The organism is Marixanthomonas ophiurae (genome assembly GCF_003413745.1).
Classification (GTDB): Bacteria; Bacteroidota; Bacteroidia; order Flavobacteriales; family Flavobacteriaceae; genus Marixanthomonas; species Marixanthomonas ophiurae.
In genome coordinates this window covers 1,030,597-1,046,105 of the sequence record NZ_QVID01000001.1, presented here as the reverse complement: position 1 = coordinate 1,046,105, position 15,509 = coordinate 1,030,597, and the positions used below count along the sequence as shown (strand labels likewise).

Genomic DNA, 15,509 nt, shown 5'->3' with positions numbered 1-15,509 from the left:
CTGAGTCTTAATAATCTATTAATTACCAAGCGGTTTTGCTTTATTTTACGTAATTTTTCCCCGAAGTAATGAACCTAAACTACTCATACCGATCCCTACTCGTAACGTCCCTTTTATTTGGGATACTCTTTCTATTGCTGTATAGCATCAAATTAGGCAGTGTAAAAAAAGTAGAAGAACCGGTTTACGACATTGAATATGCAGAAGTGGAAGAATTGTTACCCAAAGAACAAGAGTTGGCTAAAATGTCTTCAGAAAAAACAGCCATAGAAACCAACCGTGCCTACAATGAAGCTGAAAAAATGCTTGCTGAAATGAGTCAAGAAGAACTAGAGACTTCTGATGAGATGCAAAGCAAAATGGATGAAATTGATGCGGCTATTGAAAGTTCAAATGCTTCAAATAACGGAAATGGCATTAAAGCTGCTGAAAAAGCATCCAATAAAAACAAAAAACCTGTAAGTAATTCTGCTAAGGAAAATTCTGGAAAAAAATCTGCCAATCGAAATACCACAGTTAGTTACCGTTTGGTAAACAGAAGCGATTTAGATTTACCCAACCCCGTTTATACCTGTGAAGGAAGCGGGAAAGTAGTAATTAACATTGTCGTTGATTCGCTAGGGAAAGTAGTAAAAACTTCTTACAGTGAAAGTGCTTCAACTACCGCAAACGGTTGTTTAATAGACAGCGCTATTGAATACGCAGAACAAGCCCGATTCACTACAAAAGCCAGTAAAAAAAGGCAATTAGGTACCATTACGTACAATTTCCCAGGACAGTAATTAGTTGTCCTAAATCTTAGTATCTTTCCCTTAAAATTACGTGTTATGACAAAACAACGCTGTTCCTGGTGTGGAGAGGATCCTTTATATATCGCCTATCACGATACCGAATGGGGCGTCCCGGTTTATGATGACAAAACCCTCTTTGAATTTTTATTGTTAGAAACCTTTCAAGCTGGGTTAAGTTGGATTACCATTTTACGAAAGCGGGAAAACTTCAGAGAAGCCTTTAATGAATTTGACTATAAAAAAATAGCCAAATACGATCAAACAAAAATTGATTCGCTTTTAAAGAATGCTGGTATTATCCGTAACAAATTAAAAGTGAATTCGGCTGTGACCAATGCACAGGCTTTTATGAAAGTACAAGAGGAATTTGGTAGCTTCAGTAAATATATTTGGGGATTTGTAGACGGAAAACCTATTCAGAATAAATTAAAATCACTAGATGGAGCACCCGCAAATACACCTTTAAGTGACACCATAAGTAAAGATCTCAAGAAAAGAGGGTTCAAATTTGTAGGTTCCACCGTAGTGTATGCACATATGCAAGCAACCGGTATGGTTAATGACCATGTAACTTCCTGTTTTCGATATCAAGAAATTAAAAAGGAAGTTTCGAGATCTGCCTAATTTGTACCTGAATACGTAACATCTTTGTTTTCAGAAGAACGGGAGCTCAAGGCTTTTAAGCTTTGCTTATATCTATATTTTAGGGTTTCGTCCGTTGGCTTTTCAATTGAAAAAAGCTTTTCAAACCATTTTTTAGCAGCACCATAATTATTTTTAAAATAATGGGCGTTGGCAAGTTTTTTATAAATGAAAGGAGTGCCATAGCCTTCCTTTACTACTTGTTCATACACTTTTATAACATCAACATCTTTATTGACATCTATGTTTTTTTCAGTAGCGCTATTTTGTGCCGTTATTGTGAATGAAACACAAAATAACAACAGAAACAGAGCGAGGGGAAATCGTTTCATAATTTGGGGCGTAAGAAATTACTTAGTCAAATATGCTAATTAACTGATTAAAAAGCAAATATATTCGATAAAATACAGGTTTGTTATAATTAGGTTGTAAAGAAAACAAAAACAACCGCAAATTATTGCAGTTGTTTTGTTAAAGTATTTCTAACACAAAGTAGCTTATTTACTACAACTTAAGTACTTTTTTATTTACCTGTCCAAAGCGTCCTTGAAAGGATACAAATAAGGTTCCCTTCCAACTTGAATTTAATTTTAGGTTTATAGTTCCGTTGGCATCTGTAATAATCGTACTGTATAATTGTTGTTCTAAAATATTGTAAACTGAAAGTTCAACAGGACCTTCTATAGCATTCAGATTAAAGTTCACTTCATCTGTCGCCGGATTAGGATACGGACCTGAAATATTGTTCTCTGCCCACTCTTCAGAAGACAACGTAGCGGTATCGATTGTCCAATAGCCTTCTGGTGCAACAATAGGTCTATTTATGGTTTTTCCTGAATTTGCTTCAGCGTGAATATAATACTCAATATCTACATCTTCTGAAGGCAAAGTAAGGTTGGTTGTCCAATTATCGTCACTACTTAATGTCATGGAAGCTTCAGTAAAATCTGTAGCCCCTACTTCTCTCCAATAAAGATCCGCGGTATTTACCCCTGAATTGTGCTTTATCATGGCATTGATATCTACTGTGCTACCTGCTTGCGCTTCTTCAATAGGATTATGAACAATCCATAATGGGTTTTCTACTCCAATAGTATGTGAAATACAATGAATAGCGCCTGATAATGAAATTAAATTCTCTCCTGAGTTATCTACATCTATAGGTACAATAGTATAACCTGGTAATAATTCTTCCAGATAATCCAAAGCTGGTTGGTCTACTTCTGGCCTATATGTAGGTACCATTACCGTTTTATTTACAAAAATCATATTACTGTAGGTTCTATAACTTCCCCCTGTATCAGGGTATGCGCCAGATGGACTTGGTGGGGCAGGAATCCATTTAATTTTGTAGGGTGTCCCAAAAGGGGATTGGAAATTATCTAACACATAGTTTATATTCTCGTCAATTTGAGGACCATCGGCCACGCCTTCAGGATATTCGCTTACTAAAATGGTTTCTTCATCCAGTAACTTCATATGCATATCAATATGATGAATACCATCATACGGCAGCGTTTCCATCTTAATATAATTTTCTATGCCCATATACTCATTCATAATAGCATCGATTTCACTTTCAGTTTTTACAGACACTCCATAAGGATTACCGGGTGCATTTTCATCTAAAACCAATTCTGAAGCAAACGCATTTCCCATTCCGTCACTCATATAATTTCCGCCTGTATTCACTAAATCGCTATTACCTGAAGTGGTTGTATAAATAGGCATACCTACTAAGTTTGCGTGCGCTGTTGGCATAACATCATCATTAGGTCTTGGTCTATTATAAATCCAATCCGTAAGAGCTCTTTCTCCTACATCATTACTGTAAATGGTATTTCCAGCATAATCACGAATCCAAATGGTATCAAACTCTTCATTTAAAAAAGAAACATTGGTTAAGTCTACTCCTTCAGATTGTAAATACGATGCTACCGAAGCCTGATTTGTAGTTGTGATAATCACTTTACACTCCTCAACTCCTGCTTCTACTATTTGTTTTAAAATGTTTGGAAAACTTGGATCCCAACTTACTACTAAATATTCTACCTCTTCCCATTCGGCGGCGGCACGAACCGGAGTACTGGGTGGTGGTGTAATTCTATTAGATGTAAATTGATAATCAGCTATTATTTCTTTCTCAGCTTCGGATAATCCTTTTGGTAATGGTTTTTGCTGTGAAAATGCTACACTAGAACAGAATATTGTAAGTAATAGAAATGTAAGGTATTGATTTTTCATACTAAATTAATTAACCTTACGAAGATACTTTTTTTAATGCTAAGGAAGAAATTCGATTAAGTCTTTAAAAATTAAGGTGTTGCAAAAACTCTTTTCTAGAAATTTCTTCAGCCCCTAAGCGCTCTAAATGTTCTGTATAAACTTGACAATCGATTATTTTATAATTTTTTCCTTTCAGAAATTCTATCAAATGATAAAACCCCACTTTTGAAGCATCGCTTACTTTCGTAAACATACTTTCACCACAAAACACCCGCAGTTCTGGTAAATCGATACCGTATAATCCTCCTACTAATTCACTCTCTTGCCACACTTCTACCGAAACGGCATGACCTTTTTCATGTAAATTGATATATGCTTTTTCCATTTCTGAAGTAATCCAAGTTCCATCTTGCCCTTCTCTTCGTATGGAAGCGCAGTTTTCAATTACATCCATAAAATTTTGATTGAATGTAACCGTGAATTTTTCAGAATTAATTGTTTTCCGGAAGCTTTTAGACACTTTTAAGTTCTTCGGAAATAAAACCATTCGTGGATCTGGGCTCCACCACAATATTGGTTGTCCTTCTGAATACCAAGGGAAAATTCCCGATTGATACGCTAACAACAATCGTTCTGAAGACAAATCGCCACCAACGGCTAATAATCCGTCTTCTGAAGCATCGGTAACGGGTGGAAACCATAATGTTTCGGTTAAAAAATGCATAAAATTAGTTTATGGTTTTTTTCTTTAGAAAAGGAGAACTTTTTTAAAAGATAATAAATAAAAAAGAATGGAGATGAAATTTTATTTAATAAAAGCAGCTAAAGAAAAAACGCTATCATAAAAAAAACAGCTCCATTTCTGAAGCTGTTTTTTTTACTATTATAATTTCTATATTTAAAACGGTAAATCGTCGTGATCTTCTTCGTTTAAATCGTTTGCTGGCTCAAAAGCATCTTCAGGCGGCATTGGTGGCATATTTTGCGACACCGACTGATCTACATTTTCAATACGCCATCCATTTAAGGAGTTGAAATATTTTGTTTCCCCTTGTGGGTTTGTCCATTCGCGACCACGAAGGTTAATACTCACTTTTACGTTTTGCCCAACGTTATACTTGTCTAGCAAATCGGTTTTATCTTGTATAAACTCTATTAAAATGTGTTGTGGGTACTGCTCTTCTGTGGTTACTACCATCTCACGTTTTCTAAAACCATTACTTCCGTAGGTTTTCGTGTCATCGATCATCTTTATTTTTCCTTGTACTTCCATCGTGTTCGTTATTGTGTTATTGATTTATTCGTTATCAAGATTAAGTTTTTCTTTTTATTTATTGGGTTTTTCTGAATTAGAACGTGCCAACAATAAATTCCATGCTTCTGCTACTTTACCATCGCAAAGCAACTCTTGTGCTCTAGTATGAATTTCTTCCTCCGTACCGGATGCAATTAAGTATTGCTCTGTTTCCGAAGCATCTTCAATATATGTTTGAATTTGCTGTTGCGTTGGTAAGTTTTCCACATTGCCCAGCATTCCTAAGTCATTTCCAGTAAGGATATCACTTGTTCTAATTGGCTCTGGCAAGGCATCAACGCCCATACCTAAAGTTCTTAGCGGTTTTGGCACTTCGAACATACCAGTTTTTGCTCGCGTGTACCAATTGCCACCCATACGTGCTACGGCGTCTAATTTGTCTGGATCAATACTCCCTTTATCATCTAAAATACTTTCATCTACATGTACTTTTACTACTTCGCAAATTACCAAATTACCGGCACCGCCCTCTTTTCCGGTCTCGATAACTTCTTTCACCTTACATTCAAACTGAACAGGCGATTCGGCAACCCTAGGTGGTTTTACAACATCGGAAGTAACTTCGGTAAAGCCCGCTTTTACAAACTCGTTTACGCCTTTATCGTATTCCGTAGAAGACAAACTCATTTGTTGTACCATAGCGTGGTTTACAATGTTGATAACCACTTCTTTGGTTTCCAAGACGTTTTCCAAAGTGTGCTTGGTGGTATTGCCACGAACCCGACGAGCCGGTGAAAAAATCATCGTAGGTGGGTTAGCACCAAATACATTAAAAAAACTAAAGGGGGATAAGTTTACATGTCCGTCTGCATCTACCGTACTAGCAAAACAGATGGGACGTGGTGCTACGGCGCCTACTAAGTAGCCGTGCAGTTTTTTTGTGGTAATTTCTTGTGGGTCAATACTAATCATAAGCTACAAATGTACCCAAACTTAAAAAGTTGTAAAAATTTGATTGTACAATAATATCAACATATTTGCTTTATATTTATTCCCCTTTTAAAATAACTATAGAAGTAAAACACATTTTACATTTTTTTTATGTTTAACAAAACAGCTTTTACACGATGGTTTTTCATCGCTGCCTCCATTATAATCATTGGTCTTATTTTATGGAACACATTTGTGTTTTTTAATCAATTAAAAGATGACGAGCGCAATAAAATGAAGGTTTGGGCAGCGGCTCAAGAGGAACTTCAAAAACTGAATCCTGCAGAAGATGCCATGAGCGAAACAGCTTCGGTAGTAATACAGAGTAACAATACTACTCCAATGATTCTTTACAGTCCCGAAGCAGATAGTTACAACGAACGTAATATTCCTGAAAAACAATTTAACACACCTGAAAAAAGACAAAAGCTCATTGCGCAGTTTTCTTCAGAATATAAACCCATTAAGGTTTATTATAAAGATGAATTGTTACAGGTTATTTACTACGGAAATTCATCCTTAATCAATAAACTAAAATATTATCCAGCGATGTTAATCGTGATCATACTGCTCATATTTTTGGCTATTTACCTGTTTTACCAAACATCTAAATCTGCCGAACAAAACAAACTCTGGGCCGGTATGGCTAAGGAAACTGCACACCAAATAGGAACCCCGCTATCTTCGTTAGTTGGTTGGACCGAAATTTTAAAAGAGGAAAATGTAAATCAGGAATACATTGTTGAAATTGAAAAGGATGTAGACCGATTGCAAACCATTACCGAACGGTTTTCAAAAATTGGCTCAGTGCCAAAATTGGAAGAAGCAGATTTAGCTGTTGAAACACAAGCTGCTTTTGATTATTTAAAAAGGAGAAGTTCAAAATTAATTGATTTCCAGTTAAATATTCCAAAAGAGCCTATTCCAGTTTTACTGAATCATCAACTTTTTGGATGGACTATAGAAAACTTAGTGAAAAATGGCATCGATGCTATGAAAGGAAAAGGAACCATTACTATTTCCATAGAAAAGAACACCAAAAAAGTATACTTGCGCATAAGCGATACGGGAAAAGGCATTTCAAAAAGAAAATATAAAACAGTATTCCTGCCCGGTTATACCACCAAAAAAAGAGGCTGGGGACTTGGGCTTTCGTTGGTAAAACGCATTATTGAAACATACCATAACGGAAAAATACACGTTTTAAACAGTGCACCCGGTAAAGGAACCACAATGGAAATAGTATTACGCTTACAAAATTAAATATGACAACAAGACACGTATTACACACTGCACGCCTAAACAACAATTGCCCAGAATGTTACGATACAGATGGTTTGGAGTTTACTTTTACCCAAGAGGAAAAACACACAAAACTGTACACCCAAGCAAATAAGGAAATTGATGAAAAACTATATTGCCATACGTGTAAGAATACTATTTACCCGGTAAATTGGGATGAAGATATTGAACGAGTTTACCAATACCATAAAAAACAAGCACACCCAAACACTACCTATCTAAAATTAAAACCATTAACGTATGGTTTAATTTTGTTTGGGATTGTGATAATTGGAGCTGCAACCTTTTTACTTTTGAATCAAGCCTGATTAAAAAAAGCTTTTAATCCAAGTTTTTGTGGATAGCGGCAGCAAGTTGAGAAAGTTCATCTTGCGACATGTCAACTTTTTTAGAAAAGTCCATATCACTCATTCCATTAAGTGGAATTAAATGTACGTGCACGTGTGGCACTTCAAGACCCACAGCAGCCATTCCCACTCGTTTACAAGGGACTGTTTTTTCGATCGCCCTAGCCACGCGCCTAGAAAACTGCATTAATCCCAAGTATTTATGCTCGCCCATTTCAAAAATTTTATCCACCTCTTCCTTTGGAACACATAGAGTATGTCCTTTTGCATTAGGGTTCACATCAAGAAAAGCGATAAAACTATCGTCTTCGGCCACTTTGTGGCTTGGTATTTCACCCTTTATTATTTTTGTGAATAGTGTTGCCATGGTTATCCCCTTGTTATCTCAAGAATTTCAAATTTCATAGTTCCATTAGGAACACTTATTTCGGCTGTGTCACCTACTTCTTTTCCTAAAAGTCCTTTTCCAATAGGTGAATCTACGGAAATTTTTCCGCTTTTTAAATCTGCTTCGCTCTGTGCCACCAGTTTATATTGCATTTCTGCTCCGGTAGATTGATTTTTAATTTTCACATTGGAATGTATCAATACTTTTGATGTATCCAATTGTGACTCATTAATAACTCTAGCATTTGCAACAACTTCTTCTAATTTTGAAATACGCATCTCAAGCATTCCTTGCGCTTCTTTGGCAGCATCATACTCGGCATTTTCACTTAAATCCCCTTTGTCTCTTGCCTCGGCAATAGCTTGAGAAGCTTTTGGGCGCTCCACATCCTTTAATTGATTAAGCTCGTCCCTCAATTTTTTTAGTCCTTCTGCAGTATAATAAGATACTTTACTCATAACTTCATCGTTTGTGTACTAAACACGTTATTCTTTTATTTTATATAGAACACCACTTTTACTTTGGCGTTAAGATATTAAACACAAAAAATCCCATGCGCTTGACGGGATCTGTTCTAACAAATATACTAAAAAATAACTTGTTGCATAAATAATTGTAATTTCGCGATTGAAAAATTAAGCTATGAAAAAAATTGTTTTCCTCTTATCACTTAGTATGCTATTTGCCTGCAAAAATGATGATGATAATTTAGACGATAATCCTTTTTTAACGTCCCCTTTGGTAAATTTAAACCTAAATTTAAATCTGCCAGAGTATAATTCCCTTAACTTCCCAAGTAATTCATTAGTCGTTACTCGACAAGGCATTCGAGGCGTTGTTATTTATAATGTGGACAACACAACGTATCACGCTTTTGAATTAAGCGACCCTAATCACGTACCTACAGATTGTTCTCTTATGGAGGTTGATGGTATTGAAGCTACTTGTCCTTGCGATGATGATAATAAATACAATATTGTAACTGGCCAAAACATAACCGACCCAAGCCGTTACCCTATGCAACGCTATCGTGCTGTACGTTCAGGCAATACTATTCGTATTACAAACTAATTATTAGAAAGCCTGTTCAAATTGAACAGGCTTTCTTTACTATATTACTACATTGGTGTTAAAACTTAACCGTAGCCCCTACTAAGAAATTAGTCTTAGCTTGTGGGTAATATCCTGCACCTTCAAATGTGGTAACATCTCCTTGGTCGTTTACACCATCAAACGTGAAAAAGTATCCGTTGGAAACATATTCTACATTAAAAATGTTGTTCACTAATCCCGTGAACAGAATTTCATTTACAAAAGGCACATTGTCCCAACGATACGCAATATTGAAGTTATTTATAAAGAAACTATCCAGTTTTGAAACCTCACTGTCAATATTTCCCATAAACTGTTCGCCCACGAACTTAGACAATAAAGCTAGTTGTACATTTTTTACTGGACGGTACTCTAGCATATTTCCAGCTACAATTTCTGGTGAAAAGGAGATATTTGTATTTCCAAGATTCACTAATTCGCCATCTTGAGAGGTTACAAAATCTACATTCTTATTAGAGCTTAGCGCTACATTAGGACGAATGCTTATTTTTTCTGTAATAGCAATAGTGGCATCCACTTCTAGCCCTAAACGATAACTTTCACCACTGGTAGTTCGAAGCGGTGCGCCTACATCATTCAACTCGCCAGAAAGCACCAACTGATCTTTGTAATCCATATAAAACAAATTGGTATTTACTTGAACTTTTTCTGAAGCAAAACGCCACCCTAATTCAAAATCGTCTAATTTTTCTGGTGTGGTAATATCTTCTTCAAAATCATTTCGGGTAGGTTCGCGATGTGCTCTTCCGTAGGAAGCATAAAACTGATTGGCATCGTTCAATTGAAATGAAACACCCGCTTTGGGGTTAAAAAAGCTATACGTTTCATCTACATCAATTGGCACAACATCTGATGTAATTCCTCCAGTTTCATAACTTAAAAACCGTCCTTGTAAATCTCCAAACACCTGCCATTGATTATTAAATCGATAGGTAGCTTTTGCAAAGGTTGTAAATTCGTTTTTTGTAGCATCGCTAAAATAATATCGATCTCGTATTTCAGAATCACTTGCATAGCGTGCCCAAATTACTTCACCATAATGATCCCCTTTGTAAGTGCTAAAAAATGCTCCTGCGGAAATATTAAGCGCATCATCTTTGTAGTTTACATTGGCATTTACGGCGTAGAAATCATTATCTAACCAACGGCGACGTATTAAATCGGTAGTGTTAATAGTATCGCCTCCTATTTCAATAGGGTCAAATGTGTAGGTATCAAAATCCTCGTCTTCTTTATATTGTTCGAAATAACCTCTTCCGTAGGTATAATTTAATGCAACGTTACTACTCCAATTGTTATCGTAACGCTGGTTCCAAAGAACTTGATAATGATCTTGTGCGTAATTATCTACTTCATTATCATAAAAACGAGTGTTTCCATCTTCATCTGTGTACATTCCTGACGGATTAAACGTTCGGTCATTTTCCAATGTTTCCGCATCGATACCGTTCCAAGCTTGATAGGTTTCTTCGGTTCCACCAAAGGTTAATACTTTTATTAAGGTGTTTTTGTCTTTATAAGCTCCTTGCAAAAAATAGGATTTTAAATCGGAACTTGCCCTGTCAATATATCCATCTGATTCAATTTTGGATAACCGTCCAGCAATTTCTATGCGATCTTTTAAAAGACCTGTGCTAAATTTCACATTGTGCTTTCGGGTGTTGAATGAACCAAATGAATTTGAAATTTCACCATAAGCCTCTTCAGAAGTTCCGTCGGTTAAAATATTCAAGCTCGCTCCAAATGCTCCAGAGCCATTACTTGATGTACCTACACCCCGTTGTAACTGTAAGTTTTGAATAGAAGAAGCAAAATCTGGCATATTTACCCAAAAAGTTCCTTGGCTTTCAGAATCGTTATAGGGGATTCCATTTAGTGTTACATTCACTCGAGAGGCATCACTACCTCTTACACGAATATAGGTATACCCAACACCGGCTCCGGCATCACTGGTAGTCACTACAGACGGTAAATAGTTAAGTAAATAAGGAACATCTTGTCCTAAATTTCGGGTTTCAATTTCCTCTTCATCGAGGTTAGAGTGGGTAATTGGTGAGTCTGCGTCTACGCGAACTGCCTGAATAAAAACTTCTTCCAAGCTTTCAACTTTGGTTGAATCTTGCTGTGTTTCTTGTGCAATGGCTGCTATGGTTGTTGTTAGTAAAGCAGCCGAAATAAATAAGGATTTCATTCGTAAAAAATTTAATTACGAATAAAAGGGGCCATTATTCTCGGTTAATAAAAGGTTTAAAAATTCCAGTAAAAATGATTTTTACTGGCTACAACTGCTTGTTGTTCTTTTCCTAAACAGCATTACCTGTTCTAGGTTCTATGGGTATCATCTCAGCTTCTAATAATTTAAAAAACAAATTAAAATAGGCACCCCTTTGAGATGTGCGGCAAAAGTAATCAAGACTTTAAGATTGTAAAAGCGTAATCGTACTTTTTTATCATATCATTAATATGCTGTCGTTTACATTGTATGTATTTTTGAACCATGCCAAAAACCAAAAACAGGTTTACCTTTAAAATCATCCTAAGCTATCTGGTTTTAGGAGCATTGGCTGTTGTAGTAGGATACTTTATCTATTCTGAATTTAAAAACTATGTTATTAATCCTACCGAAAAAACCGAGGAAAAAAAGTTTTTTGCTACAGGATCACTAGTTAATCTGGTTTATGAAGCCGATAGTTTTTCACGTTTGGCACTGCTAACCCAAAAAGAGGAAGATTACAAAAAATACATAACATTAAGTGACTCGCTCTTTGAAAAGGTAGAAACCATAAAGTTACTCACCAATGATGAAAGCCAGAAAAGACAACTGGACAGCGTGCGTGAACTGCTTACCGAAAAGAAAAAAAATATAGAGCAACTCCGCATTTTAAAAATCACCAATAGTAAAGACACTTCTTTAGACGATATTTTAAATGAGTTCAAAAAGCTGGATAACTCCATGGGCAAACTCACCTTGGAAACGTTTGTTGAAAATCCTGCTGCCCTTACTCCAAAAGAACGTTCGTTTTGGAACTCTTACATTGATATAATAAACCAGAACAACGAGGTAGATACCACCCAAGTACAGGCCCGTATGGTCGATTCTATGTTGGCACAATCCCGTTATCTTGTTGCTGAAGCTAAACGTGAAAATTCGAGAGCCCAGCGCTCGCTTCAACAAAAAGAAAATGAGTTAATTAGAAGTGATCTAACCTTATCTTCTCAGCTACGACTCCTCATTACCAATTTTGAAGCAGAAAACACAAAACTAAACAACCTAGAAAAAACCAAAAGAGAAGCTTCGGTAGCACGAACGGTCACTATTTTACAAGGTGCAGCCGTGGTTGGATTCGTAGTAATTTTATTGTTTACCTATTTTATTTTAAGTGACTTTTTTAGAGCCGAACGTTTTAAACAATCGCTTGAAAAATCAAAAAAATATGCTGAAGACTTACTTAAAAGTCGGGAACAATTAATAGCTACCGTTAGCCACGACCTTAAAACCCCTTTAAACACCATTGTGGGTTACACTGGCTTGATGGAAAACACGCCGCTTTCAGAAAAACAACATCACTATGTAAACCAAATTCATTCAGGATCTGAATACGTTTCGAAATTAGTGAATGATTTGCTTGATTTTTCAAAATTAGAAGCAGGAAAATTAAAAATGGAGTCGGTACCATTTTCGTTGGAAAATCTATTGCAGCAAACAACAGAAACGTATCGGGATATGTATTCAGAAAAGAAAGTGGAACTTTTGGTTACCATAGCTCCTGAATTACAAGAAAAAGTCTTTGAAAGCGATCCATTGCGAATGCAACAAATTCTAAATAATCTGGTTGGGAACGCTTTTAAATTTACTGAAACCGGAAGCATTGAACTAAAAGCCACTTTACAAAAAGCCAGAAAAAAATCAGTTAGAGTTAAAATCGATGTAATCGATACAGGGATTGGTATTTCAGAAGAAAAACAACAACTCATTTTTAAAGAATTTACCCAAGCTGAAGCCGATACGGGTAAAAAATTTGGGGGTTATGGACTTGGATTGGCCATTTCAAAGAAGTTAGCTAGTCTGCTTGACGGGAGCCTTAAAGTGAAAAGCGAACCCAACAAAGGGAGTACGTTTACATTAAAAATTCCTTTAAAAAAATCTGATCGGGCAGTTCGGAAACTTACAAAAAAACCTGAAACAGTCTTTAAAGGATTGAAAGCGGTTGTTTTTGATGATGATCCCGCAATGCGAACTATGCTTTCTGAATTATTTGGGCAAATGAACATTGAAGTACATGATTTCGAAAAATTCTCTGCTTTTGAAAAAGCTAAAGAAATCTATTTTGATTTTGTATTGACTGATATACAAATGCCAACAACTAGTGGTTTTGAAATTTTAAAACACTTAAAAAATGGAGCCATAAAAAATTATAGCAACCAGCCTATAATTGCGATGACTGGAAGCCGAGAACACTCCCGACAAAATTATCTGGACAAAGGTTTCTCTGAAGTATTACAAAAACCGTTTACCAAAAAAAACTTAGCACTGGTTTTAGAGAAAGTGCTCCCTTCTTTCGTTTCAAATTCATCCAAAAAAATTAAAACATATCCTTCAGAAGATGCACTTAAAGACAAATCCATCCAGACTGTTAGACACGAAAAGAGTGAGTTATATGATTTGTCCCTATTACGATCGTTTCTAGATACTGATGAAGCCTTAGATGATGTCTTGCAGGTTTTTTATACCCAAACTAAAAAAGATATAGCTGAATTGGAGCGGTTTGTAGAAAGAGAAAAATTAGAAAATGTGGGCCAAACCGTACATAGAATGTTGACCATGTGCCGACAGATTAGTGCCAAAAAAGTAATTCCACTCTTGGAAACTTTAGAAGTTATTTCAGAAGAGGGAAATAAAGAGCTTCCCTTCCTTTTTGAGGATTTAAAGGTTGAAATAAATAAATTGCTTACTGCTTTGCAACAAGACCACTAAAGCTCAATATCGTACTGTTCTAATTTATTATAGAGGGTTTTCCGGGTGATGTTTAATAGCTTGGCAGCACGCGATTTGTTATTTTCTGTTTCTTTTAAAGCATTCAAAATCAATTGTTTTTCATTACTTTCTTTTGAAAAATCAGTTGTTTTTGTTTCTGTTTCTTTAGCTGTCACCACTTCCCGCGGGATTACATCTAGCGGTATTTGTTCGCCAGGTGTTAACAATACAGACCTTTTTATAATATTTTTCAACTCGCGAAGATTTCCTGGCCAAGCGTATTGTTTAAAGGCTGCTTCTACCTCTTTAGAAAGACCCATCACATTTTTATTTAATGATTGGTTGGCTTGTTCTAAGAAAAATTCGGTAAATAAAAATAAATCTTCACTACGTTCACGCAACGAAGGGATGTGAATTGAAAATTCATTTAAACGATGATATAAATCTTCCCGAAACCTTCCTTCTTCAACTGCTTTGGTTAAATCTTCATTAGTAGCGGAAATAATCCGTACATCTACGTGTATCTCTGTATTACTCCCAACTGGCTTTATTTTCCTTTCTTGCAAGGCACGGAGCAATTGCACTTGATTTTCGTAGGAGAGGTTTCCTACTTCATCTAAAAATAACGTTCCGGTATCTGCTGCTTCAAAATGACCTTTTTTATCGTTTACAGCACCCGTAAAACTTCCTTTTACATGACCAAAAAACTCACTAGAAGCAATTTCCTTGGGAATAGCACCACAATCTACGGCTACAAATGGTCTATTACTTCGATTACTAAATTTGTGAATGGCATTTGCCGCTACTTCCTTTCCAGTACCGCTTTCGCCTTGTATAAGTACACACATATCGGTAGGACCTACCAACTTTAAATACTGATTGAATTTTTTTGAAGATTCACTAATTCCGGTAACGAAATTGCTTTCCGATGGTTTCGGTTTCGATTCTTCTTTTTGTACCGCTTTTGGTTCTGTGCTTGAGGAGGAGGCAGGTTTCTGTTGGCTTGAAGATTTCTTTGAATGTTCTGTAACAGGCTTTTCAAGACTTTCAGAAGCTTGTTCTATAATCATTAACAATTCTTCTGGACGGAAAGGTTTTGAAATATAATCCAAGGCTCCTTTTTTAATGGCTTCGACCGCTGTGTTTACTTCAGCATAACCTGTCATAAGGATAACGCGGGTATTGGAGTAGGTTTCTTTTACGTGCTCCAACAGTGCCATTCCGTTGGTGTCGGGTAGTTTTAAATCGGTAATCAGTAAGTCGAACGTTTCTTTCTTAAGGTGTTCTTTACCGTCTGTACCGGTACTGGTTGTGGTCACCGAAAAATTTTTACGCTCTAAAAATGTGGCCAGCATTTTTCCGAAAGCGATATCGTCTTCAACAATAAGAATTTTGTGTGTCATGCTAATTTTGTCTCCACACAAAAATACAGCTATGGTAGGAGCAAACTTTTAAAGTTTTCATAAAAAAAGGGATGCCC

General features: G+C 36.2%; 15 protein-coding genes. 6 read left to right on the top strand and 9 right to left on the bottom strand.

Annotated features, from left to right (window positions below):
• Window positions 1-68: 68 nt before the first annotated feature.
• Window positions 69-782: a hypothetical protein gene (locus tag DZ858_RS04750; RefSeq protein WP_147309572.1), complete on the top strand. Its 714-nt coding sequence runs from the start codon at window positions 69-71 to the stop codon at window positions 780-782.
• Between the two features lie 45 nt (window positions 783-827).
• Entirely contained in the window at window positions 828-1,415 is a 588-nt protein-coding gene (locus tag DZ858_RS04745) for a DNA-3-methyladenine glycosylase I (RefSeq protein WP_117158378.1), read from the top strand.
• On the opposite strand, the gene DZ858_RS04740 is transcribed toward DZ858_RS04745, so the two are convergent.
• The 5 genes from DZ858_RS04740 to DZ858_RS04720 form a co-directional block, all read right to left on the bottom strand.
• Window positions 1,412-1,765, bottom strand: coding sequence for a hypothetical protein (locus tag DZ858_RS04740; RefSeq protein WP_117158377.1), 354 nt, complete (start codon window positions 1,763-1,765; stop codon window positions 1,412-1,414). The two genes, DZ858_RS04745 and DZ858_RS04740, sit on opposite strands and share 4 nt — an antisense overlap.
• Window positions 1,766-1,937: 172 nt before the next feature.
• Window positions 1,938-3,677 carry an agmatine deiminase family protein gene (locus DZ858_RS04735; RefSeq protein WP_117158376.1) on the bottom strand — a complete coding sequence of 580 codons (1,740 nt, stop codon included), beginning with the start codon at window positions 3,675-3,677 and terminating at the stop codon, window positions 1,938-1,940.
• 64 nt (window positions 3,678-3,741) lie between these two features.
• Window positions 3,742-4,383, bottom strand: coding sequence for a leucyl/phenylalanyl-tRNA--protein transferase (gene aat / locus DZ858_RS04730; RefSeq protein ID WP_117158375.1), 642 nt, complete (start codon window positions 4,381-4,383; stop codon window positions 3,742-3,744).
• Between the two features lie 174 nt (window positions 4,384-4,557).
• Window positions 4,558-4,932, bottom strand: coding sequence for a DUF3127 domain-containing protein (locus tag DZ858_RS04725; RefSeq protein ID WP_117158374.1), 375 nt, complete (start codon window positions 4,930-4,932; stop codon window positions 4,558-4,560).
• Between the two features lie 54 nt (window positions 4,933-4,986).
• On the bottom strand, window positions 4,987-5,886 hold the full coding sequence (locus tag DZ858_RS04720; protein ID WP_117158373.1) for a flavin reductase family protein: 900 nt from the start codon (window positions 5,884-5,886) through the stop codon (window positions 4,987-4,989).
• A 129-nt stretch (window positions 5,887-6,015) separates the two neighbouring features.
• On the opposite strand from DZ858_RS04720, the gene DZ858_RS04715 reads away from it, so the two are divergent.
• Window positions 6,016-7,167 carry a sensor histidine kinase gene (locus DZ858_RS04715; protein ID WP_117158372.1) on the top strand — a complete coding sequence of 384 codons (1,152 nt, stop codon included), beginning with the start codon at window positions 6,016-6,018 and terminating at the stop codon, window positions 7,165-7,167.
• A 2-nt stretch (window positions 7,168-7,169) separates the two neighbouring features.
• Window positions 7,170-7,514 (top strand): hypothetical protein, encoded by a 345-nt coding sequence (locus tag DZ858_RS04710; RefSeq protein ID WP_117158371.1) that lies wholly within the window; start codon window positions 7,170-7,172, stop codon window positions 7,512-7,514.
• 13 nt (window positions 7,515-7,527) lie between these two features.
• On the opposite strand, the gene DZ858_RS04705 is transcribed toward DZ858_RS04710, so the two are convergent.
• Window positions 7,528-7,920, bottom strand: coding sequence for an HIT family protein (locus DZ858_RS04705; protein WP_117158370.1), 393 nt, complete (start codon window positions 7,918-7,920; stop codon window positions 7,528-7,530).
• Between the two features lie 2 nt (window positions 7,921-7,922).
• A complete protein-coding gene (gene greA / locus DZ858_RS04700; RefSeq protein WP_117158369.1) occupies window positions 7,923-8,399 on the bottom strand; it encodes a transcription elongation factor GreA in 477 nt (158 codons plus the stop codon).
• 184 nt (window positions 8,400-8,583) lie between these two features.
• Between greA and DZ858_RS04695 the strand changes: the two genes are divergently transcribed.
• The gene (locus DZ858_RS04695; RefSeq protein ID WP_117158368.1) at window positions 8,584-9,012 is read left to right on the top strand and encodes a Rieske (2Fe-2S) protein; all 429 of its coding nucleotides are present in this window, start codon (window positions 8,584-8,586) and stop codon (window positions 9,010-9,012) included.
• Between the two features lie 58 nt (window positions 9,013-9,070).
• On the opposite strand, the gene DZ858_RS04690 is transcribed toward DZ858_RS04695, so the two are convergent.
• The gene (locus DZ858_RS04690; protein WP_117158367.1) at window positions 9,071-11,245 is read right to left on the bottom strand and encodes a TonB-dependent receptor; all 2,175 of its coding nucleotides are present in this window, start codon (window positions 11,243-11,245) and stop codon (window positions 9,071-9,073) included.
• A 306-nt stretch (window positions 11,246-11,551) separates the two neighbouring features.
• Here DZ858_RS04690 and DZ858_RS04685 point away from each other — a divergent pair, with 306 nt between their 5' ends.
• Complete coding sequence (locus DZ858_RS04685) at window positions 11,552-14,029, top strand: hybrid sensor histidine kinase/response regulator (RefSeq protein ID WP_117158366.1); 2,478 nt, start codon at window positions 11,552-11,554, stop codon at window positions 14,027-14,029.
• Here DZ858_RS04685 and DZ858_RS04680 read toward each other — a convergent pair.
• Entirely contained in the window at window positions 14,026-15,432 is a 1,407-nt protein-coding gene (locus DZ858_RS04680) for a sigma-54-dependent transcriptional regulator (protein ID WP_117158365.1), read from the bottom strand. The two genes, DZ858_RS04685 and DZ858_RS04680, sit on opposite strands and share 4 nt — an antisense overlap.
• Window positions 15,433-15,509: the final 77 nt, after the last annotated feature.

Excerpts from the sequence above, each read along its gene's own strand:
- DZ858_RS04720 (WP_117158373.1), bottom strand. The coding sequence starts at position 5,886 with ATGATTAGTATTGACCCACAAGAAATTACCACAAAAAAACTGCACGGC.
- DZ858_RS04680 (WP_117158365.1), bottom strand. The coding sequence starts at position 15,432 with ATGACACACAAAATTCTTATTGTTGAAGACGATATCGCTTTCGGAAAA.
- DZ858_RS04725 (WP_117158374.1), bottom strand. The coding sequence starts at position 4,932 with ATGGAAGTACAAGGAAAAATAAAGATGATCGATGACACGAAAACCTAC.
- greA (WP_117158369.1), bottom strand. The coding sequence starts at position 8,399 with ATGAGTAAAGTATCTTATTATACTGCAGAAGGACTAAAAAAATTGAGG.
- DZ858_RS04685 (WP_117158366.1), top strand. The coding sequence starts at position 11,552 with ATGCCAAAAACCAAAAACAGGTTTACCTTTAAAATCATCCTAAGCTAT.
- DZ858_RS04695 (WP_117158368.1), top strand. The coding sequence starts at position 8,584 with ATGAAAAAAATTGTTTTCCTCTTATCACTTAGTATGCTATTTGCCTGC.
- DZ858_RS04710 (WP_117158371.1), top strand. The coding sequence starts at position 7,170 with ATGACAACAAGACACGTATTACACACTGCACGCCTAAACAACAATTGC.
- aat (WP_117158375.1), bottom strand. The coding sequence starts at position 4,383 with ATGCATTTTTTAACCGAAACATTATGGTTTCCACCCGTTACCGATGCT.
- DZ858_RS04750 (WP_147309572.1), top strand. The coding sequence starts at position 69 with ATGAACCTAAACTACTCATACCGATCCCTACTCGTAACGTCCCTTTTA.
- DZ858_RS04740 (WP_117158377.1), bottom strand. The coding sequence starts at position 1,765 with ATGAAACGATTTCCCCTCGCTCTGTTTCTGTTGTTATTTTGTGTTTCA.
- DZ858_RS04690 (WP_117158367.1), bottom strand. The coding sequence starts at position 11,245 with ATGAAATCCTTATTTATTTCGGCTGCTTTACTAACAACAACCATAGCA.
- DZ858_RS04705 (WP_117158370.1), bottom strand. The coding sequence starts at position 7,920 with ATGGCAACACTATTCACAAAAATAATAAAGGGTGAAATACCAAGCCAC.
- DZ858_RS04715 (WP_117158372.1), top strand. The coding sequence starts at position 6,016 with ATGTTTAACAAAACAGCTTTTACACGATGGTTTTTCATCGCTGCCTCC.
- DZ858_RS04735 (WP_117158376.1), bottom strand. The coding sequence starts at position 3,677 with ATGAAAAATCAATACCTTACATTTCTATTACTTACAATATTCTGTTCT.
- DZ858_RS04745 (WP_117158378.1), top strand. The coding sequence starts at position 828 with ATGACAAAACAACGCTGTTCCTGGTGTGGAGAGGATCCTTTATATATC.